Origin of the sequence: Nocardioides sp., from assembly GCF_041913365.1 — a bacterium.
GTDB lineage: Bacteria > Actinomycetota > Actinomycetes > Propionibacteriales > Nocardioidaceae > Nocardioides.
In genome coordinates, this window is the sequence record NZ_JAYSFM010000013.1 from 22,950 (window position 1) to 41,659 (window position 18,710).

Here is an 18,710-nt window from a genome sequence, read left to right on the forward strand (position 1 = left end):
TCAACGCTCGGGCGGCGTGATCCCGAGGCGCTCCTGGAGGGCGAGGGCGTCGAAGGGGGCGTGGACCTTGGCGTCGTTGTCGAAGTAGACGTACACGTCGAGGCCGTCGGCGTCCCAGCGGCGGGCCTTCTCGGCCCAGTGGTCGAGGGCAGCGTCGGAGTAGCCGCTGGTGTAGAGCTCCTGGTCGCCGTGGAGCCGGACGTACGCCACATCGCTGGTGACCTCGTCCAACATCGGCCACGTGCCGGCCGAGTCGGCGACCACCATCCCGATGTCGTGCGCGCGGAGCAGCTCGCAGAACTCGGGGTTGCGGAAGGAGTCGTGCCGCACCTCGAGCACGTGGCGCAGTGGGCGGTCCTCCGGCGTCGCGGTGTCGGCGGGCTCCTTGAGCTTCGACGCGTCGTGGTGGGCAGTGGCGTGCGCCGCCGCCTCGGACGTACGCCGTGGGAGCAGGTCGAAGAACGCCGCCAGCCGGTCGGGGTGGAAGCCGAGGTTGGGCGGCAGCTGCCACAGCATCGGTCCGAGGCGGTGGCCGAGCGAGAGCACACCCGTGGCGAGGAACGTGGCCAGCGGCGCCTCCACGTCGACCAGCTTCTTCATGTGCGTGATGAACCGTGGGCCCTTCACGGCGAAGACGAAGTCCTCGGGCACCTCGGCTGCCCACGACCGCCAGCTCGACGGCCGCTGGAGCGCGTAGAACGAGCCGTTGACCTCGATCGTGGACATCCGGGCCGCGGCGTGCTCGAGCTCGCGGCGCTGGGGGAGGCCGGGCGGGTAGAAGACGCCGCGCCAGCCGGCGTACCGCCAGCCGGAGATGCCGACGCGGATCATGGACTCCGCGTACCCGGGCCGGTGTCCGCACATGCGTGCCCGGCGCGGGGCCCGCACCGGGACGTCACTAGAATCAGCCTCGCCCCCTCCAGCCTGTCCCCAGGAGCACTCCGTGGCCCGAGTCGTCGTCGACGTCATGCCCAAGCCCGAGATCCTCGACCCCCAGGGCAAGGCGGTGCTCGGTGCGCTGCCCCGCCTCGGGTTCGACCTCGTCACCGATGTCCGCCAGGGCAAGCGGTTCGAGCTGCAGGTCGACGGCGAGATCACCGACGCGGTGCTCGCCGAGATCGACAAGGTCGCCGAGACCCTGCTGTCCAACCCGGTGATCGAGGACTACGAGGTCCACGTCGAGGAGCACTCGGTCGCCGAGGTCGCGCACGAGGCCGGCCGCGCATGAGGGTCGGGGTCGTCACCTTCCCCGGCTCGCTCGACGACGTCGACGCGCGCCGCGCGGTGCGCATCGGCGGCAACGAGGCGGTCGCGCTGTGGCACGGCGACGAGGACCTGCAGGGCGTCGACGCGGTCGTGCTGCCCGGCGGCTTCTCCTACGGCGACTACCTCCGCTGCGGCGCGATCTCGCGCTTCGCGCCGGTGATGACCTCGGTCGTCGAGGCGGCCGGCAAGGGCATGCCTGTGCTCGGCATCTGCAACGGATTCCAGATCCTCTGCGAGTCCCACCTGCTGCCCGGTGCGCTGATCCGCAACGACCACCGCAAGTTCGTCTGCCGCGACCAGCGGCTGCGCATCGAGCGCGTCGACACCCCGTGGACGTCGGCGTACGCCGCCGGGGCGGAGGTCACGATCGTGCTCAAGAACGGTGAGGGCGGCTTCGTCGCCGACGAGGCGACGCTCGACCGGCTCGAGGGCGAGGGCCGCGTCGTCGCGCGCTACCTCGACGACAACCCCAACGGCTCGCTGCGCGACATCGCCGGAATCTCCAACGAGCGCGGCAACGTGGTCGGCCTGATGCCCCACCCCGAGCACGCCGTCGAGGACCTCACCGGTCCCGGCACCGACGGGCTCGGCTTCTTCACCTCGCTCGCTGAGAAGGTCTTCGCATGAACCCGGTGCGTCTCTACCGCCTCGTCGCGCGCGCCGAGGCCGTCACCTGGGCGTTGCTGCTGACGGGCATGTTCCTCAAGTACGTCACGGAGACGACCGAGCTCGGCGTGCAGGTCTTCGGCATGGTCCACGGCGTCGTGTTCATCGCCTACTGCCTGACCACCGTGCTGCTGTGGATCGACCAGCGGTGGTCGGTCGGCCGCGTCGCGCTCGGCCTGCTGGCGGCCGTCCCGCCGTTCGCGACGGTGCCCTTCGAGCGGTACGCCGAGCGCGCCGGGCTCCTCGGTGACACCTGGCGCCTCCGCGCCGAGGAGCCGCGTGGCGTCCTCGAGCGCCTCGCCGCCTGGCTGCTCCGACGCCCGGCCCAGGGCCTCGTCGTCGGCCTGCTCGCCGTCGCCGGCCTCACCGGCGTCGCGCTGGTCGTCGGCCCACCCGCCTGACGTCAGTGATCCCCGGTCGGTCAGCCGGGGATCACGAACGAGGTCCACGGAGGGTCAGAGGCCGCGCTGGAGCTTGTTCCAGGTCTGGCGGGTGGCGACGCCGGAGACGGCGATCTTGAGCCGCGACTGGTAGGTCCGCAGCGCGGTCTCGGTCTTGGCGTCGAAGACCCCCGTCGCCCGGAACTTGCCGGCCCCGGCCGCGTTGAGCGCCCGCTGGAGCCGGTGGACCGACTCGTCGACCGAGCCGCGCTTGATCGTCGTACGCGCCCCGGCGGAGAGCAGCGCGGTCCAGTGCCGCTTCTCGAAGGTGTCGGTGGGGGTGAACTTCCGGGCCGCCTGCCAGGCGCGGGCCGCGGCGATCGTGGCGGCGTCGTAGGCGCCGTTGACCGGCCCGGAGTAGGTGCCCTGCTCGGTGAGCAGGCACTGGAGCACCTTCACGCGGGTGGCCTGCGCGGAGGTCGGCGACAGGGTCGGGTACTTCCAGTAGCCGAGCCGGGTGCCCGGGCAGCGTCCCTCGGCCACGGGCTGCGAGCCGGCGCCGAGGTCGATGAAGTTGCTGTCGATGTTGATCGTCACGCCGCCCCACGTCTCGTTGTGGCCGCCGCGGTACTGCTTCATCCGCCCACCCGGACGCCACCCGTCCTCGGGGATGTACGACGTCGAGGTGTTGGCGGCGCCGTCCCAGCGGGCGATCCAGATCCGGTCCGGCAGAGCGAACTGGCCGGGCCGCCGGGTGCGCGCGTCGTCGAGCATCTTGATGCCGGAGCTGGCGCTGGAGTAGAAGCCGGCGACGTAGCCGTGCTGCTTGATCCGGGTGACCCACGCGGACGTGAAGACCAGTGCGGACTCGCGGCACGCGGTGTTCTTCACGTCGAAGCCCTCGAGGTCGTACCAGATCGTGCTGCCCGGGCCGATGCCGTACGCCGTCGCGTCGGAAGCGTTCTTGTCGGCCTCGGCCACGCCCTGGGCGGCCGCCGTGGCGTAGCCGCCGGCCGGCTTGTTGGAGATCTTGAAGTCGTCCTTGTAGCGGGGGAAGCGCGGCTGGCACGAGGCCTGTGGGCCGAGGGCGATCGGGAGCAGTCGCCAGCCGCGCGCGACCTGGGTCGCGACCCACGTCGGGCTCAGGTTGGTCTGCGTGCGGCACGCGCGCGAGTCGCCGGAGATGTAGATGCCGACGGCGGTGAAGGGCGACTTCGCCCACCACGTGTCCATCGCCGACTGGGTGGGGGCCATGCACTGGTCGAAGCCGTAGCCGGTGAAGTCGCCGGGCGTCGCCAGCGCGACCTGTCGCTGGCTGGCCAACCGGGACGCGCTGCTCGAGCCCTCGGCCCCCGCCGGGGCCGACCCGACGAGCGGCGCGGCGAGGACGAGCGCGAGGGCGGCGAGGAGCGTACGGGGCAGGGGACGCATGCGGTGACTCCGGCGTGGATCAGGCGGGGAAGGGCGAGGCCCCAGCAGGAAACCACACCAGTCACACACGTAACAGGGCTTCGGGAGAACTACAGGCGTGTAGTTCAGGAGTCGCGGGTCGGCACCTCGTCGAGGAGGAAGTTGCCCTTGGCCTCTTCCTCCTCGATCAGATCCTCGAAGGCCAGCGCGATGTCCTCCTTGTGCTCCTCGAACATCCGCGTGAGGTGTCCCTGGAGGAGTGCACCGTTGGCGGACTCGCCTGCGAACACCTGCTCCCAGGTGTCCTCGCCGCCCTTGATCTTCCCGACGAGCGTCTTCATGTCCTCGCCGAGCTCGCCCGACTCCGCCTGCTCCTCGAGGGCTTCCTTCTCCTCGTCGGTGAGCAGCGGGCGGGCGTTCATCTGCTCGACCGTCGCCTTCAGGTCGGCCAGGCTCGCGCCGAGGTCCTCGCGGGCCTCGTCGATGGCGGCCAGGATCTCGGCCTGGCTGCGCGCCTCGTCGCTCATGCCAAGGCCGGCGTCGGCGCGACAGGTGCTCGCTGGCCGATCGTCGGCGTCGAGACCGACTCCGGGTCGCGGATCACGCTGCTCGGCGCGCCGGTCGAGCCCGGGGCGGTCGGAGTGGAGACCGGCGCCTTGTCCCCGTCGAAGAAGTTCTTCACGGTCTCGATGAAGGACTTGACCTGCTTGAGGATGTTGATCAGCTTCATGATCGCCTTGTAGGCCTTCATCACGGCCTGGAACGCCTGCCACACGGCCTGCACCACGCGGGCCCAGCCGACGCCGGGGATGCTCATCGTGGCGAGCGCCGACGACACGGTCTGCACCGCGGACTTCACGCACTGCACGACCGACAGCGCGGTCTGCCACGCGTCGCGGCAGATCTGCACGACGTTCTGGCCCATCTGGATCAGCTGCCCGGCCTGCGTGTTCAGCGACCCGACCCAGGTGCCGATCTGCTTGATCGCCGCGTCGGACGCGCCGCCCTGCCAGGTCTTCGAGATCGTCTCGCCACCGCTCTGCAGGTTGGCGGCGACGCCCCTCATCGAGGTGCCGAGGCTGCCGAACGACGAGCCCTGCGACGAGGCGCCGACCACGTCGCCGCCGATCTTCTCGGCGAGCTCGGCACGGATGTCGAAGCCGGTGAGCATCCGGACGAGGTCGCACACGGTGTCGTAGGGGAAGCCGAAGCTGATCTGCGGCAGGCTCGACTCGGTCGGGCCGGCCCGGCGGATCGTGGTGTCGGCGACGTCGAAGAAGCTGCTCGACCCGTCGCGCCCGTCGATGCCCGCGGCGCGGTGGCGGCGTACGACGCCGTCCTCGGTCAGCGTGAAGTCGCGCGCTGTGGCACGCAGGGCCTCGGCGTGGTCGCCCATCCCGGTGCCGTTGTCGGTCAGCGACTGGTGCACCGAGGGGAGCAGGGCGTTGTAGGCGCCCATCATCGTCTCGAGGATCGGCCCGAAGTCGGTCTGGACGAGGCTGTGGCCACCGTTGCGCGCGATGCCGGTGAGGTCGTCGCTCGCGCGCTGGACCTGCGCGGACCAGGCATCGAGCTCGGAGAGGTCGACGGTCATCACGGCGTTCATGCGCATCTCCTGGGGGCCGAGGGGAGGAGGTCGAGCTGTGCCGGGTCACGTTCCCCGAAGTCCCCGCGGCGAAACCGCCGGTCGCCATTTGTTTGCCCACAGGTTCGGCCGAGGCGGTTTGGGCCCTGCCGGCACGGGTATCCCGGAGGGGTGAGCACGAGCGGCAAGCGGTCCCTGATGCAGGTCGAGCCGACCAGGCTGGTCGAGCTCGCCGCGTCCTCGGAGGCGATCCTCGCGGCGATGGTCCAGGACTGGGCCGCCGCGCTCGACGACCTCACCGACGCCTGTGCGGCGCTCGGCGACGCCGCCGGCACGCGCAACGTCGCCGCGTCGTACGCCGACTCGCTCGCCGACGCGGGAGAGGTGGTCGCCGCGCTGACCGGAGCGCTCGGCCTCGGCGTCGAGGGCCTGCTCGACGCCGCCCACGACGCGGTGCGCGCCGACGACACCGTCGCCTCCGAGCTCGACCGGGCCGCGCACCAGATGGGCGACGGCGGGTTCGGCAGGATGCCCGGGCACGGGGGGCGCTGACGGTGCCGGCCCACCTGTGGGAGCTGCGCTCCGACGTACGACCGCTGGAGGTGGCGGCGCTGCGGTGGAGCGAGGTGGCGACCCTGATGGCCCGGCGCGGCGACGAGATCGTCGACGCCGCGCTGCGCGCGACGGAGGGCTGGGACGCCGCGGCTGCCGAGAGCTACGAGCACCACCGCCGGCAGGTGCTGGCCAACCTCGACCGGTTCACCACCCTCGCGACCCAGGTCTCGGGCTCGCTGCGGGCGGTCGGCAGCATCATCACCTCCGCCCAGAAGGAGCTCGACCAGGCCTGGAACAAGGTCGCGACGATCCCCCACGAGGTGGTGGGCGAGAGCCGCTTCCTGGTGTTCAAGCCCGAGGCCGACGACGACCGCACCAAGGTGAGCGCCGGCCAGCTGGAGGCCGAGGAGATCCGCCGTCGGCTCACCCTCGCGCTCGACCAGGAGAGCACCCGGCTGCGGTCCGCGCGCGCCGAGTTCATGATGGTCCGCACGGAGCTGACCACCCTCACCGGCGGGACCTTCGCCCGGGGGCTCGAGATCGGCGAGGAGGAGTCGGGCGTCGGCCTGGTGCCGGTCCCCAGCACCTCCGTGCTCGGCTCCGCGCAGGGCGGGGCAGGCGGCGTCGCCGGACTGCCGCCGATCGCCCCGATCTCGTTCACGATGCCGCACCTCACCGGCATCTCGGCTGCCGGTCTCGCCCCCGTCATCGCGACCGCGGCGGGTGCCGCGCCGGGGCTGCGCGGCAGCCGTCGGCAGGCGCCGGGGGCGACCCCGCCGATCGGCGGGATGGGCGGCGGCGCCATGGCGGCCCGGGCCGGCACCATGTCGCGCGGCATGGCCAGTGGCCGCGCCGGGGCGCAGCGGCTCGCGACGCCGAAGCTGCAGGGCCAGTCCGAGGACGGGGAGTCGCGCGCCGCACGCGACAAGGACGCCGCGAAGCAGGCGGCCAGGGACGCCAAGCGCGCCGCGCTCGAGGAGAAGCGCGCCGAGCGCGCCGCCCGGAAGGCCGAGCGCGAGGCGGAGAAGCAGGACAAGGAGCGGCTGCCGGAGGTCGAGGAGACCGAGGACGCCGACGACCTCGAGGTCGCGGGGGACGACGACGCCCCCGACGCCGGCCGGGAGGCCGACGACGGGGGCGCGGGTCGCTGATCCGCCGGGCGGGTCAGGCGGCCTCGGCGACGACCTCCGGCTCGGGGTCGAGCACCGCCGGATCCACCTCGGCCCGCGGCGTGCGGAGCACCGTGGCGGCGACCAGCAGCGCGAGGGCCGCGAAGCCGGCCGAGGTGAGGAAGGCGGCCCGGAGCCCGGGCACGAACTGGCCGGGCACCGCGCCGGCGGCGTACACCGAGACGATCACCGCGACGCCGACGGCGCTGCCGAGCTGTTGCGTGGTCTGCAGCAGTCCCGACGCAGAGCCGGCGTGCTCGTTCTCGACGCCCGCGAGGACCGTCACGGTGATCGGCATGAACACCAGGCCGGTCGCCAGACCGGCGATCAACATCGGGCCGAAGACGGCGCCGAGGTAGGTGCCGGTCGCGTCCGCGCCGCTGAGCCAGGCGTAGCCGACGGTGAGGGCTGCCGTGCCGGTCATCAGCATGGCGCGCGGCCCCACCCGGGCGATCAGCCACGGGGTGAAGCGCGACATCCCGAAGATGCCGAGGCTGAAGGGGAGGAACGCGAAGCCCGACATCAGCGGGCCGAAGCCGAGCACCGTCTGGACGTACTGGACGACCAGGAAGAACATCGACAAGTTCGCGCCGATGACCAGGGCCATCGCGGCGAGAGCGCCGATGCGGCGGCGGCTGCGGACCAGGTGCGGCTGCACCATGGGGTGCGGGTGCCGGGTCTCCGTGCGGGCGAGCAGCAGGAGCAGCGCCGCGCCGAGGACGAAGCCGCCGATGGTGCGGGCCGAGCCCCAGCCGTGCTCGGGAGCGCCGATGAGCGCCCACACGAGCGAGACGGCGCCGACGGTCGCGCTGGCGGCGCCGACGAGGTCGAAGCGGCCGGGACGACGCGGGGTCTCGTCGACGAAGCGGCCGACGAGGAGGAGCACGGCGAGGCCGAGTGGCACGTTGATGAAGAGCGTCCAGCGCCAGGAGCCGACGTCGGTCAGCAGGCCGCCCAGGATCAGGCCGATGGATGCGCCACCTGAGGAGACGGCGCCGAAGAGGGCGAAGGCCCGGTTGCGGGCGGCGTCGTCGGGCGCGCTCGTGGTGAGCAGCGCCAGGACGCTGGGTGCGGCGAGCGCGGCGCCGACGCCCTGGAGGGCGCGGGTCGCGACGAGCTGGCCCGGGGTCTGGGCCAGGCCGCCGAGCGCGGAGGCGACGGTGAAGACGGCCAGGCCGAGCTCGAAGGCACGGCGGCGGCCGAAGACGTCGCCGAGGCGCCCACCGAGGAGCAGCAGGCCGCCGAAGGCGAGGGTGTACGCGTTGAGCACCCACGACAGCGACGCGGGGCCGAAGCCCAGGTCGGCGTCGATGCGGGGGAGCGCGACGTTCACGACGGTGGCGTCGAGCACGATCATCAGCTGGGCGACCAGCACGATCGCGATGCCGGCGGCTGCGCGGCCGGCCTGCGGCGGGAGGTCCACGGGGAGCTCCCGGCGGGATCCCTGCGGCTGCAGGGAGGTGGTCGATGACATGAGGTGCGGTCCTGTTCTGGCCTCGTGGGCCGAGGTACAGTAGATCCGGAGGATGACTCCGCTTCCTCCACGACAATACGGAGACTGTCTCCGTTTAGCAAGCCCTGAGGTGAGATTTCCGTGCGAGCCGATGCCCAGCGCAACCGTGACCGCATCGTCGAGGTCGCCCGCCAGGTCTTCCGCGAGCAGGGCTACGACGCCTCCCTCGACCTCATCGCCAAGCAGGCGGGGGTGGGTCCGGGCACGCTCTACCGGCACTTCCCGAGCCGCGACGACCTGATCGACGCGGTCATGCAGGCGTGGGTCGACCACGTCGAGGAGACCGCCGACAAGGCGCTGGCCCACGAGGGCGGCCCGCGCGACCTGCTGCTCAACTGGTTCGAGGAGTACGTCCGGCTGATCAGCGTGCACAAGGGCGGTCCCGCCAAGATCACCGGCGCCATGGGCGACGAGGCGTCGCCGATCCGCACGAAGTGCCAGGTACTGCAGCACGCGAGCGAGCGGGTGCTCGACGAGCTGCGGGCGGAGGACGCCGTACGCGACGACGTGTCGTCGCTCCAGGTCGCCCGTCTCGTCGGAGGAGTCGCCACCGTCGCCGACCAGTCCGACCTCGAGCCCGCGGCCGTGCGCCCGATGCTTGAGGTCCTCGCCGACGGACTGCTGAAGTAGGACGCGTCAGCGGACTACTTCGACGGTGGTCGAGCAGCGACCCCGGCTGAGCCTGCGAAGCCGGGACGGAGCGTGTCGAGACCTGATGGACCGGCAAGCAGCCTCAAGCGGTCCGCCGGTAGATTGGCGCCCGTGCCCGACACGAGCGCCCAGCAGTCCCTGACCACGTCCGGCGCGACCGGCACCCTCGACACGGTGGCCCAGGCGTCCGCCGACGCCGAGCGCGAGCAGCCGTGGGCCGAGCTCGGCCTCAAGGCCGACGAGTACGCCCGGATCCGCGAGATCCTCGGCCGCCGCCCGACCAGCTCGGAGCTGGCGATGTACTCGGTCATGTGGAGCGAGCACTGCTCCTACAAGTCCACCAAGGTGCACCTCAAGCAGTTCGGCGAGATCCCGCAGGAGACGCCCGTAGGCAAGATGCTCGCGGGCATCGGCGAGAACGCCGGCGTCATCGACATCGGCCAGGGCTACGCCGTGACCTTCAAGGTCGAGAGCCACAACCACCCGTCGTTCGTCGAGCCCTACCAGGGAGCCGCGACCGGCGTCGGCGGCATCGTCCGCGACATCCTCGCGATGGGCGCACGCCCGGTCGCCGTCATGGACCCGCTGCGCTTCGGCCCGCTCGACGCCCCCGACACCGCGCGGGTGCTGCCGGGGATCGTGGCCGGCGTCGGCGGCTACGGCAACTGCCTCGGCCTGCCCAACATCGGCGGCGAGGCCGTCTTCGACGCGACGTACGCCGGCAACCCGCTGGTCAACGCGCTCTGCGTCGGCGTGCTGCGTCACGAGGACCTCCACCTCGCCAAGGCGTCCGGTGTCGGCAACCAGGTCGTGCTCTACGGCGCCCGCACCGGCGGCGACGGCATCGGCGGCGTCTCGGTGCTCGCGAGCGAGACCTTCGACGCCAACTCTGATGGGAGCAGTGGTCCCGCCAAGCGCCCGAGCGTGCAGGTCGGCGACCCCTTCATGGAGAAGCTGCTCATCGAGTGCACGCTCGAGCTCTTCGCCGCCGGCGTGATCGCCGGCATCCAGGACCTCGGCGGTGCCGGGCTGTCCTGCGCCACCTCCGAGCTCGCCTCGGCGGGCGACGGCGGCATGCACGTCGAGCTCGACCGGGTGCCGCTGCGCGACTCCACGCTCGCGCCCGAGGAGATCCTGATGAGCGAGTCGCAGGAGCGGATGATGGCGGTCGTCGAGCCCGGCGACGTCGAGGCCTTCATGGCGATCTGCGAGAAGTGGGACGTCGAGGCAGTGGTCGTCGGCGAGGTGACCGACACCGGCCGCCTGCACATCGACTGGCACGGCGAGCGCGTCGTCGACGTACCCCCGCGGTCGGTGGCGCACGACGGCCCGACCTACCAGCGCCCCTACGCCCGTCCCGACTGGCAGGACGAGCTGCAGGCCGACGACGCCTCGCGCCTGGCCCGCCCGTCGTCCGGGGAGGAGCTGCGCGACACCCTGCTCCGGCTCGTGGCGTCGCCCAACCTCGCCGACAAGTCGTGGATCACCGACCAGTACGACCGCTACGTCCAGGGCAACACCGTCCTCGCGCAGCCCGCCGACTCGGGCATGGTGCGCGTGGACGCCGACACCAACCTCGGCGTCTCGGTCTCGACGGACTGCAACGGCCGCTTCGCCAAGCTCGACCCCTACGCCGGCGCCCAGCTCGCGCTGGCCGAGTCGTTCCGCAACGTCGCCACCGGCGGCGCCCGGCCGCTCGCGGTCTCCGACTGCCTCAACTTCGGCTCGCCCGAGGACCCGGCGGTGATGTGGCAGTTCGCCGAGGCCTGCCGCGGCCTCAAGGACGCCTGCCTCGAGCTCGGCATCCCGGTCACCGGCGGCAACGTCAGCCTCTACAACCAGACCGGCGAGACGGCGATCCTGCCGACCCCGGTGGTCGCGGTCCTCGGCGTCATCGACGACGTCACCCGCCGTACGCCGACCGGCTTCCGCGCCGCGGGCGAGCGGGTCTTCCTGCTCGGCGAGACCCACAACGAGCTCTCCGGGTCCGAGTGGGCGCACGTCGTGCACGGCCACCTCGGCGGTCTTCCGCCCCGGCTCGACCTGGCCGCCGAGCAGGCGCTCGCCTCGCTGCTCCAGGACGCCGCCCGCGACGGTGTGGTCACCAGCGCCCACGACCTGTCCGAGGGCGGCCTCGCCCAGGCGCTGGCCGAGTCGACCTTCGCGGCCGGCATCGGGGTGTCGGTCGCGCTGCCCGGCGACGCCTTCGTCGACCTCTTCTCCGAGTCGACGGCCCGCGCGCTCGTCACGGTGACCGACGAGCAGGTCGACGCCCTGCTCGCGCTCGCCGAGCGCCACGGCGTACCCCTCACGCCCCTCGGGCGCACCGGTGGCGACACGATCTCGGTCGACGGCGCCTTCGAGGTCCCCGTCGCGGAGGCCAAGGCCGCCTGGCGGGCGACCCTCCCGGCGGTCCTCGGCTCCTGATCGGCCGACGGACGGTTGCCCCTGGACTACCCGGGCCGAGCGACCATCTGCCACTGGACTACCCCGGCGGGAAGAGGGAGCCCCCTCAGCTCGAGCGGCGCATCGCCCTCACCCCGACCCAGAGACCGAGCGCCGCGACCGCGGCCGCGCCGGCGACACCCTGGGCGACGACGTCGACCGGGAAGGTGCCGGCGAAGAGCGCGCGCACCGCGTCGACGACGTACGTCATCGGGTTGAGGGTGGAGACCACCTCGAGCCAGCGCGGGGCGCCCGCCATCGGCAGCAGCACACCTGCGGTGAGGAGGGTGGGGAACAGCAGCGTCTGCTGGACCGTCCAGAACATCCAGTCCTCGCCCTTCGACGCCAGCGCCAGCGCGAACGACAGTGCGCCGATCCCGATGCTGAAGAGCGACAGCACCGCGGCGGCCGCGAGGACGCCGGCGAGGTGCAGGTCGAAGCTGAAGGGCGTCACGACCGCGACGATGATCGCGACCTGCATCAGCATCGGCACGACCTCCTTCAGCGCCCGGCCCACGAGCAGTGCCGGGCGGCCGAGCGGCGAGACCAGCTGGCGCTCGTGCGAGCCCGACTGCATCTCCTCCATCAGGTTCGACCCGGTGAACGACGCCCCCATCAGCGCGGTCATCGCCACGATCCCCGGCACGAACCACTGCAGTGCGGACCCGGACGCCATCTCCGGGAGCAGTGGCGCGAAGAGGCCGAGGAAGACCAGCGGCTGGATCATCGCGAAGACCACCGCCATCGGCTCGCGCCAGACCGGCTTGAGCTCGCGGTTCATCACGTTGACGGTGTCGGTGAAGAAGGTGCTCATGCTGCGACCTCGCTCTCGATCTCGGTGGACTCGGGGGTGGACTGGGTCTCGCGCAGGCTGCGGCCGGTGAGGTCCAGGAAGACGTCGTCGAGGGTGGGCCTGGCCACCTCGACCCGCGACGGGGGTACGCCGTCCGCGGCCAGGTCGGCGAGCAGCTCGCCGACCATCGCGGACCCGTCCTTGACCCTCAGGTCGACGGAGTCGGCGGAGACCTCGACCCGCGACTCGGGCACGCGGGACACGCGGGCGGCGGCCCGGGCGACGTGGGCCGCGTCGGCGTACCCGAGGCGGACGAGGTCGCCGAGCCCGCTCTTGAGGCTGGCGGCGGTGTCGTCGGCGATCACCCGGCCGTGGTCGACCACGACGACGCGGCCGGCGAGGGCGTCGGCCTCCTCGAGGTAGTGCGTGGTCAGCACGACCGTGCTGCCGCTCTCGGCGTGGAGTCGCTGGATGAGCTGCTGGAGGTTGGCGCGGTTCTGCGGGTCGAGACCGGTCGACGGCTCGTCGAGGAACAGCACGCGCGGCAGGTGCACCAGCCCCATCGCGATGTCGAGACGACGGCGCTGGCCGCCGGAGAGGGAGGAGACCTTGCGGTCGGCGACCGCGCCGAGGTCGAGGTCCTCGATGAGCTCGCCCGCCCGCCGCTGGGCGTCGGCGCGGGAGAGGCCGTGGGCGCGGCCCTGGCTGACCAGCTCGTCGCGGCCGAGCTGGCGGTGGCCGGCGCCGTTGCCCTGACCGACGAACCCGATCGCGCGGCGTACGTCGCGCTGCGCGGTGACGACGTCGTGGCCGGCCACGCTGGCCGCGCCGGACGTGGGCGGGATGAGGGTGGTGAGCATCCGCAGCGTGGTCGACTTGCCCGCTCCGTTGGGTCCGAGGAAGGCGACGAGCTCGCCCTGCCCGATCTCGAGGTCGAGGCCCTGGACGGCCTCGACGGTCTGCTTGCGCGAGGTGAAGTGGCGGGTCAGGCCACGGGTCACGATCGCCGGTCCGGTGTGGTGGGTGTGGGTCATGCAGATGACGCTAAGGACCCAAGCGGCCAGTTCTTGACCGCATTCGGAATATTCTGGGAGCCATGAGCACGAGTGAGCGGATGCTGCGGCTGCTGTCCCTGCTCCAGACCCACCGCTACTGGCCGGGTCCGGAGCTCTCCGAGCGCCTCGAGGTGAGCCCGCGCACGCTGCGTCGCGACGTCGACCGGCTGCGCGACCTCGGCTACACCGTCGACGCGGTCCGGGGCGCGGCCGGCGGCTACCAGCTGCGCGCCGGCGGCTCGCTCCCGCCGCTGCTGCTCGAGGACGAGGAGGCCGTCGCGGTGGCCGTCGGGCTGCGCACCGCGGCCGCCGGGGCGGTCGCCGGGATGGACGACTGGTCGGTCCAGGCGCTCTCCAAGGTCCTCTCGCTGATGCCGCCCCGGCTGCGCCGGCAGATGGACGCGGTCGCCAGCCAGACCGACTCGCCCGGGCCGTGGGAGGGCGCGCCCGTCTTCGACGCCGCCGTGCTCACCACGCTCGCCCAGGCCTGCCGCGACAGCGAGCTGCTGCGCTTCGACTACACCGCGCGCGAGGGGGAGGCCACGCACCGTCGGGTCGAGCCGCTGCGGCTCGTCTCGATCGGGCGCCGGTGGTACCTCGTCGCCTGGGACCGCGACCGGATGGACTGGCGCAGCTTCCGCCTCGACCGGATCGCCGATCCGGAGCCGACCGGGCAGCGGTTCCGGCCGCGCGACCTCCCGGCGGACGACGCCCTCGCCTTCGTCCAGCAGGGCATCAAGCGGATGCCCCAGCGGTACGCCGTACGGGCGCGGGTGGCCGTGCCGCCCGACGAGCTCGCCGCCCAGGTCGGGCGCTGGGGCACCGTCACGCCGGACGGCGCGGGCTGCCTCCTGGAGATGAACGTCGACGACCTGGCCTGGCCGGTCATGGTGCTGGCCGGCTCGGGCGGCGACTTCGTCGTGGAGTCCCCGCCCGAGCTGGTCGAGAAGGTGGCGGAGGTCGGCGCCCGCTTCAGTCGGGCCACCACCTCGCAGTCGGGGTAGTTAGGGACGTTCTCGTAGGAGAATCGGCCGATCCACCTACCAGAACGTCCCTAACTACCCCGACATCCACGGAGCCTTCCCGCCGGGGTAGTCCAGTGGCAGATGGCTGTCCCGGGGCCCGGCCGACAGCCCACAGCCCCTGGGGTTCCCCCCCCAGCCCCCCCACTGCCCCAGGGCGACGCGGCGACCCGGGTGCTGACCGGCGGGGCGTCCTCGAGCACCCACTCCGACGGCCGCGGGACCGAGCGGATCGAGCGGCTCGCGGTGAGCAGGAGCGCGAGGAGCGCGGAGGCCACGACGAGCACGGTGATCGCCGTCGTGCCGCCCTGGTGCTCGAGCAACCAGCCGCCGAGGAGCGGGGCGAGCGGCATGACGGACATCGACACGAACTGGCTGGTCGACCCGACCCGGCCCTGGAGGTGGGCGGGGGTGACCGCCATCCGGTAGGAACTGATGCCGGCGTTGCCGACGGGGTTGAGCAGCAGCAGGAAGAAGGTGCTCGCGCACGCGGTCCACACGCTGTCCGACAGCGTCAGCGGCACGAGCGGCAGGCAGCACATCCACCCGATGAGCACGGTCAGCCGCCCGGTCGGCATCCGGTGGATCAGGCTCGGCGCGATCATCGCGCCGAGGATCCCGCCCACGCCGGCGGCGGTCGAGACCAGGCCGATCTGGGCGGCGGGCACGCCGGCGGCCACCATCCGCAGCACGACCACGAAGAACAGGGCGTTGACGACGAGGTTGGCCAGCGAGGACCACGTCATCAGCGTGCGGAAGAACGGCCGCGCCCACATGAACCGGAAGCCCTCGGTGAGCTGCTGCCGCAACGGCTCGTGCCGGCGGTGGGGCGCCGACAGGTCCGTGCGGACCCGGCTGACCGTGACGCACGCGATGGCGTACGTCAGCGAATCGACCGCGAACGGCAGCCAGCGGGTGACGGCGTACAGCGCGCCGCCGAGCGGGCCGCCGAGCAGGGAGGCGACGTGCTGGCGCGCCTGGTTCTGGCTGAGTGCCGTGGGCAGGTCCTCGGTCGAGACGACCGAGCGGATCGCCGACAGCTGCGCGGGGTCGAAGGCGCCGGCCGCGACGCCGCTGACGAGCGCGACGGCGACCAGGTGCGGGAGCGTGAGGGAGCCGAGCGCCCCCGCGGTCGCGAGCGAGGCGTACGACACGAGGCCGGTCGCGCTCGAGGCGAGCATGATCCGCTTCCGGTCGACGCGGTCGGCGAGCACGCCGGCGGGGAGCAGCGTCGCGCAGAGGCCGCCGAGGTACGCCGCCTCGACGACGGCGGCGGTGAGTGCCGAGCCGCTGAGGGCGTAGGCGATGAGCGGGAAGACGAACATCGACAGCGTGCTGCCGAGCTCGCTGGCGGTGTCCCCGATCCAGAGGACGGTGAAGTCGCGGTTCTTCGAGAGCTGGCGGTATCCGGGCATATGCGCACCATATGTTGCGCAAGGAACGTTGCGCAACAGTGCGTGCGCAATTCGGTAGGATGCCGACATGGCCGAGATGCAGCCCGTCAGCGACCCCCGCGTCCTGCGCGCGATCGCCCACCCGGTGCGCACCCGGATCCTCGACGAGCTCGAGGCGAGCGGGCCGGTCCGCGCCGCCGACATCGCCCGCGAGCTCGGCATCCCCGCCAACCAGGCGAGCTTCCACCTGCGCCAGCTCGCGAAGTACGGCCTGGTCGAGGAGGCGCCCGAGGAGGCGCGCGACAAGCGCGACCGGGTGTGGAAGGCGGCCGCCGGTGCGGGGCTGACGGTCAACCTCACGGAGCTCAGCGACGCACCCGGCGGCCGGGCGGCGGTCAACGTCTTCCGCACCAGCAAGCTGGCCTGGATGCGCCACGTCGTCGACCGGGCCTTCGCCACCGGCATGCCGAAGGGCAGCGGCGTCTTCGCGACCTCCGACCACGCGATCAAGCTCACCGACGAGGAGGCGCACCAGCTGCGCCAGGAGATCGACGACCTCGTCGAGTCGTGGGCGACGCGCACGCGCGGCCGCGACCCGCAGCGCCGCACCTACCTCCTGCTCCAGCTCGTGCAGCCCTACCCCGAGACCGAGCCGGCGGACGAGGAGCGGTGAGGGTCTCCCGGCGGACGGTGCTCCTCGCCTCCGGCGGGATCGGCGTCGCCGCGGCTGGCTGCGAGCGCACGGAGTCGGGCAGGGTGGCGGCCGTGGAGCCACGAGTGCAGCGGATCACCTACGGCGACGACCCCAGCCAGTGGGTCGACGTCCGCGAACCCCAGGTCCCCAGCCGCGGGCTGGTCGCCGTCATCCACGGCGGCTTCTGGAAGGCGCAGTACGGCGCCGAGTACGCCGAGCCCCTCGCCGTCGACCTGGTCGGCCGCGGCTGGACCACCGCCACCCTCGAGTACCGCCGCGTCGGCAACGGCGGCGGCTACCCCGAGACCCTCGACGACGTCCACGCCGCCCTCGGCGTGCTCGCCCCCTTCGCGGCTGGGCCGCTGGTCGCCCTCGGGCACTCGGCTGGCGGCCACCTCGCCACCTGGGCCGCCGCGCGTGGCCGCTTCGACCGGTGGTCGGGTGGTCCCGACCTCACCCACGTGGTCAGCCAGGCCGGCGTGCTCGACCTCCGGTCCGCCGTCCGCGAGCACCTCGGCACCGACGCCGCGCTGGCCTTCCTCGGCGACCCCGACGAGGCGGCGTACGACCGCGCGGACCCGCTGGCGCAGGTGCCGCTGGACGTGCCGGTGTGGGCGGTGCACGCGCGCGACGACGACACGGTGCCGTTCGCGCAGGCGGAGACGTACGTCGCCGCGGCCGAGCGGGCCGGTGCTGACGCCACCCTGGTCGAGGTGACCGGCGGGCACTTCGGCGTGATCGACACCGCCGGTGACGCCTGGGCGGCCTGCGTCGAGGTGCTCGACTCGATCGCCTGAGTCGAGTGCGCCCGCGGCACTGGTCGCCGCGGGGCTGCGCACTCGACCCGGCAACTAGGCTCGACGGGTGCCCGCACGACTCAAGGTCCTCACCGCAGCAGAGCTGGAGGGCGCCGACACCAAGGCGCTCGTGAAGCACTACCTGGCCGTCCTCGAGACGCGCGCGCCCGGCCGCTCGGTGGAGGTCCGGGTGCCGCCCTTCGCCGCGGTGCAGGCGATCCCCGGCGTCCGCCACACCCGTGGCACGCCGCCCGCGGTCGTCGAGACCGACGCCGAGACCTGGCTCGCGGTCGCCACAGGACGTACGACCTGGGCCGAGGCGCTCGACTCCGGCAAGGTGTCCGCGAGCGGTGAGCGCACCGACCTGACGCCGTACCTCCCGCTCACGGGCGGGCAGGCATGAGGGCCGCACTGGCGACGCAGGAGCTCGCCGACGCGGTCGGCCCGGTCGACGGCGTCGAGGTCGTGGTCTGGAACGGCGACGGCCCACCGCCCGAGGGCGAGGTCCCGTTCTGGGTGCCGCACTACGCCACCCGCGCCGACGTCATCGACCGCGGCCACCTGCTCGAGGGACTGCGGGTGGTGCAGCTGCAGAGCGCCGGCTACGACGGGATCGCCGCGCGGCTGCCCGACGGGATCACGCTGTGCAACGCGACCGGCGTGCACGACGACGCCACCGCCGAGCACGCGGTCGGCCTGGTCCTGGCCAGCCTGCGCGGGATCCCCGAGGCCGTGCGGAGCCACGGGCACTGGACCTCGGACAAGATGCGGCGCTCGCTCGCCGACTCGCGGGTGATGGTCCTGGGCTACGGCTCCATCGGCCGCGCCCTGGCCGAGCGGCTGCTGCCGATGAAGACCTCGCTGACCGCGGTCGCCACGCGCGAGCGCGACGACGACCTGGTGGGCCGGGTGCGGTCGATCGCCGACCTGCCCGACCTGCTGCCCGAGCAGGACGTCGTGGTCGTCCTGGTCCCGCTGAGCGACGCCACCCGCGGCCTTCTCGACCACGCTGCGATGTCGCTGCTCCCCGACGGTGCGCTGGTGGTCAACGTGGCGCGCGGGCCCGTGGTCGACACCGACGCGGTGCTCGCGCACGCGGGACGCCTGCGCTTCGCCCTCGACGTCACCGACCCCGAGCCGCTGCCCGACGGCCACCCGCTCTGGGGCGCGCCCGACGTGCTCATCACCCCGCACATCGCCGGCGGCACGACCGCGATGCTGCCGCGGGTCTCGGCGCTGGTGCGCGACCAGCTCCGCCGGATGGTCGCGGGCGAGCGTCTGGTCAACGTGGTGAGCGGCTGAGCCGTCCAGACCG

General features: G+C 72.8%; 20 protein-coding genes. 12 read left to right on the forward strand and 8 right to left on the reverse strand.

What is annotated here, in order from left to right:
- Entirely contained in the window at positions 1 to 831 is an 831-nt protein-coding gene (locus ACE3QY_RS19920; RefSeq protein ID WP_374457801.1) for a DUF72 domain-containing protein, read from the reverse strand.
- 112 nt (positions 832 to 943) lie between these two features.
- Here ACE3QY_RS19920 and purS point away from each other — a divergent pair, with 112 nt between their 5' ends.
- From purS to ACE3QY_RS19935, 3 genes are read left to right on the forward strand one after another with little or no spacing between them, the layout of a single operon-like run.
- Positions 944 to 1,228, forward strand: a complete 285-nt coding sequence (gene purS, locus ACE3QY_RS19925; protein ID WP_374457802.1) for a phosphoribosylformylglycinamidine synthase subunit PurS — start codon at positions 944 to 946, stop codon at positions 1,226 to 1,228.
- The gene (gene purQ / locus ACE3QY_RS19930) at positions 1,225 to 1,893 is read left to right on the forward strand and encodes a phosphoribosylformylglycinamidine synthase subunit PurQ (protein ID WP_374457803.1); all 669 of its coding nucleotides are present in this window, start codon (positions 1,225 to 1,227) and stop codon (positions 1,891 to 1,893) included. Before purS ends, purQ begins: the two co-directional genes overlap by 4 nt.
- Complete coding sequence (locus ACE3QY_RS19935; RefSeq protein WP_374457804.1) at positions 1,890 to 2,333, forward strand: DUF3817 domain-containing protein; 444 nt, start codon at positions 1,890 to 1,892, stop codon at positions 2,331 to 2,333. Before purQ ends, ACE3QY_RS19935 begins: the two co-directional genes overlap by 4 nt.
- Before the next feature lie 54 nt (positions 2,334 to 2,387).
- Here the strand turns inward: ACE3QY_RS19935 and ACE3QY_RS19940 are convergent, their stop codons facing one another.
- The 3 genes from ACE3QY_RS19940 to ACE3QY_RS19950 form a co-directional block, all read right to left on the reverse strand.
- Positions 2,388 to 3,743, reverse strand: a complete 1,356-nt coding sequence (locus tag ACE3QY_RS19940; protein ID WP_374457805.1) for a glycoside hydrolase domain-containing protein — start codon at positions 3,741 to 3,743, stop codon at positions 2,388 to 2,390.
- Positions 3,744 to 3,847: 104 nt separating this feature from the next.
- Complete coding sequence (locus ACE3QY_RS19945) at positions 3,848 to 4,249, reverse strand: hypothetical protein (RefSeq protein WP_374457806.1); 402 nt, start codon at positions 4,247 to 4,249, stop codon at positions 3,848 to 3,850.
- Positions 4,246 to 5,328 carry a hypothetical protein gene (locus ACE3QY_RS19950; protein ID WP_374457807.1) on the reverse strand — a complete coding sequence of 361 codons (1,083 nt, stop codon included), beginning with the start codon at positions 5,326 to 5,328 and terminating at the stop codon, positions 4,246 to 4,248. Before ACE3QY_RS19950 ends, ACE3QY_RS19945 begins: the two co-directional genes overlap by 4 nt.
- A gap of 150 nt (positions 5,329 to 5,478) precedes the next feature.
- Between ACE3QY_RS19950 and ACE3QY_RS19955 the strand changes: the two genes are divergently transcribed.
- Entirely contained in the window at positions 5,479 to 5,859 is a 381-nt protein-coding gene (locus tag ACE3QY_RS19955; protein ID WP_374457808.1) for a hypothetical protein, read from the forward strand.
- 2 nt (positions 5,860 to 5,861) lie between these two features.
- Positions 5,862 to 7,013 carry a hypothetical protein gene (locus tag ACE3QY_RS19960; protein WP_374457809.1) on the forward strand — a complete coding sequence of 384 codons (1,152 nt, stop codon included), beginning with the start codon at positions 5,862 to 5,864 and terminating at the stop codon, positions 7,011 to 7,013.
- 13 nt (positions 7,014 to 7,026) lie between these two features.
- Here ACE3QY_RS19960 and ACE3QY_RS19965 read toward each other — a convergent pair whose 3' ends face one another.
- Positions 7,027 to 8,505: an MFS transporter gene (locus ACE3QY_RS19965; protein ID WP_374457810.1), complete on the reverse strand. Its 1,479-nt coding sequence runs from the start codon at positions 8,503 to 8,505 to the stop codon at positions 7,027 to 7,029.
- Between the two features lie 120 nt (positions 8,506 to 8,625).
- Here ACE3QY_RS19965 and ACE3QY_RS19970 point away from each other — a divergent pair, with 120 nt between their 5' ends.
- Both ACE3QY_RS19970 and purL read left to right on the forward strand, forming a co-directional pair.
- Positions 8,626 to 9,174 carry a TetR/AcrR family transcriptional regulator gene (locus ACE3QY_RS19970; protein ID WP_374457811.1) on the forward strand — a complete coding sequence of 183 codons (549 nt, stop codon included), beginning with the start codon at positions 8,626 to 8,628 and terminating at the stop codon, positions 9,172 to 9,174.
- 132 nt (positions 9,175 to 9,306) lie between these two features.
- Positions 9,307 to 11,622: a phosphoribosylformylglycinamidine synthase subunit PurL gene (gene purL, locus ACE3QY_RS19975; protein ID WP_374457812.1), complete on the forward strand. Its 2,316-nt coding sequence runs from the start codon at positions 9,307 to 9,309 to the stop codon at positions 11,620 to 11,622.
- Between the two features lie 85 nt (positions 11,623 to 11,707).
- Here purL and ACE3QY_RS19980 read toward each other — a convergent pair whose 3' ends face one another.
- Together ACE3QY_RS19980 and ACE3QY_RS19985 are read right to left on the reverse strand one after the other, a co-directional pair.
- Complete coding sequence (locus tag ACE3QY_RS19980; protein WP_374457813.1) at positions 11,708 to 12,454, reverse strand: ABC transporter permease; 747 nt, start codon at positions 12,452 to 12,454, stop codon at positions 11,708 to 11,710.
- Positions 12,451 to 13,467: an ATP-binding cassette domain-containing protein gene (locus ACE3QY_RS19985; RefSeq protein WP_374457814.1), complete on the reverse strand. Its 1,017-nt coding sequence runs from the start codon at positions 13,465 to 13,467 to the stop codon at positions 12,451 to 12,453. Before ACE3QY_RS19985 ends, ACE3QY_RS19980 begins: the two co-directional genes overlap by 4 nt.
- Positions 13,468 to 13,529: 62 nt before the next feature.
- Here ACE3QY_RS19985 and ACE3QY_RS19990 point away from each other — a divergent pair, with 62 nt between their 5' ends.
- The gene (locus tag ACE3QY_RS19990; RefSeq protein ID WP_374457815.1) at positions 13,530 to 14,492 is read left to right on the forward strand and encodes a helix-turn-helix transcriptional regulator; all 963 of its coding nucleotides are present in this window, start codon (positions 13,530 to 13,532) and stop codon (positions 14,490 to 14,492) included.
- A 50-nt stretch (positions 14,493 to 14,542) separates the two neighbouring features.
- Here the strand turns inward: ACE3QY_RS19990 and ACE3QY_RS19995 are convergent, their stop codons facing one another.
- On the reverse strand, positions 14,543 to 15,925 hold the full coding sequence (locus ACE3QY_RS19995; protein WP_374457816.1) for an MFS transporter: 1,383 nt from the start codon (positions 15,923 to 15,925) through the stop codon (positions 14,543 to 14,545).
- Between the two features lie 67 nt (positions 15,926 to 15,992).
- On the opposite strand from ACE3QY_RS19995, the gene ACE3QY_RS20000 reads away from it, so the two are divergent.
- From ACE3QY_RS20000 to ACE3QY_RS20015, 4 genes are all read left to right on the forward strand, one after another.
- A complete protein-coding gene (locus ACE3QY_RS20000; protein WP_374457817.1) occupies positions 15,993 to 16,577 on the forward strand; it encodes a winged helix-turn-helix domain-containing protein in 585 nt (194 codons plus the stop codon).
- Complete coding sequence (locus ACE3QY_RS20005) at positions 16,574 to 17,395, forward strand: alpha/beta hydrolase family protein (protein ID WP_374457818.1); 822 nt, start codon at positions 16,574 to 16,576, stop codon at positions 17,393 to 17,395. The genes ACE3QY_RS20000 and ACE3QY_RS20005 overlap by 4 nt, the downstream gene beginning before the upstream one ends.
- A 67-nt stretch (positions 17,396 to 17,462) precedes the next feature.
- Positions 17,463 to 17,798 carry a sterol carrier family protein gene (locus ACE3QY_RS20010; protein WP_374457819.1) on the forward strand — a complete coding sequence of 112 codons (336 nt, stop codon included), beginning with the start codon at positions 17,463 to 17,465 and terminating at the stop codon, positions 17,796 to 17,798.
- Positions 17,795 to 18,697: a 2-hydroxyacid dehydrogenase gene (locus tag ACE3QY_RS20015; RefSeq protein ID WP_374457820.1), complete on the forward strand. Its 903-nt coding sequence runs from the start codon at positions 17,795 to 17,797 to the stop codon at positions 18,695 to 18,697. The genes ACE3QY_RS20010 and ACE3QY_RS20015 overlap by 4 nt, the downstream gene beginning before the upstream one ends.
- Positions 18,698 to 18,710 lie beyond the last annotated feature (13 nt).

Coding starts and splice junctions, on each gene's coding strand:
- ACE3QY_RS19985 (WP_374457814.1), bottom strand. CDS start 13,467: ATGACCCACACCCACCACACCGGACCGGCGATCGTGACCCGTGGCCTG.
- ACE3QY_RS19940 (WP_374457805.1), bottom strand. CDS start 3,743: ATGCGTCCCCTGCCCCGTACGCTCCTCGCCGCCCTCGCGCTCGTCCTC.
- ACE3QY_RS19950 (WP_374457807.1), bottom strand. CDS start 5,328: ATGAACGCCGTGATGACCGTCGACCTCTCCGAGCTCGATGCCTGGTCC.
- ACE3QY_RS19995 (WP_374457816.1), bottom strand. CDS start 15,925: ATGCCCGGATACCGCCAGCTCTCGAAGAACCGCGACTTCACCGTCCTC.
- ACE3QY_RS20000 (WP_374457817.1), top strand. CDS start 15,993: ATGGCCGAGATGCAGCCCGTCAGCGACCCCCGCGTCCTGCGCGCGATC.
- purQ (WP_374457803.1), top strand. CDS start 1,225: ATGAGGGTCGGGGTCGTCACCTTCCCCGGCTCGCTCGACGACGTCGAC.
- ACE3QY_RS19965 (WP_374457810.1), bottom strand. CDS start 8,505: ATGTCATCGACCACCTCCCTGCAGCCGCAGGGATCCCGCCGGGAGCTC.
- ACE3QY_RS20015 (WP_374457820.1), top strand. CDS start 17,795: ATGAGGGCCGCACTGGCGACGCAGGAGCTCGCCGACGCGGTCGGCCCG.
- ACE3QY_RS19990 (WP_374457815.1), top strand. CDS start 13,530: ATGAGCACGAGTGAGCGGATGCTGCGGCTGCTGTCCCTGCTCCAGACC.
- ACE3QY_RS19980 (WP_374457813.1), bottom strand. CDS start 12,454: ATGAGCACCTTCTTCACCGACACCGTCAACGTGATGAACCGCGAGCTC.
- ACE3QY_RS19935 (WP_374457804.1), top strand. CDS start 1,890: ATGAACCCGGTGCGTCTCTACCGCCTCGTCGCGCGCGCCGAGGCCGTC.
- ACE3QY_RS19920 (WP_374457801.1), bottom strand. CDS start 831: ATGATCCGCGTCGGCATCTCCGGCTGGCGGTACGCCGGCTGGCGCGGC.
- ACE3QY_RS19945 (WP_374457806.1), bottom strand. CDS start 4,249: ATGAGCGACGAGGCGCGCAGCCAGGCCGAGATCCTGGCCGCCATCGAC.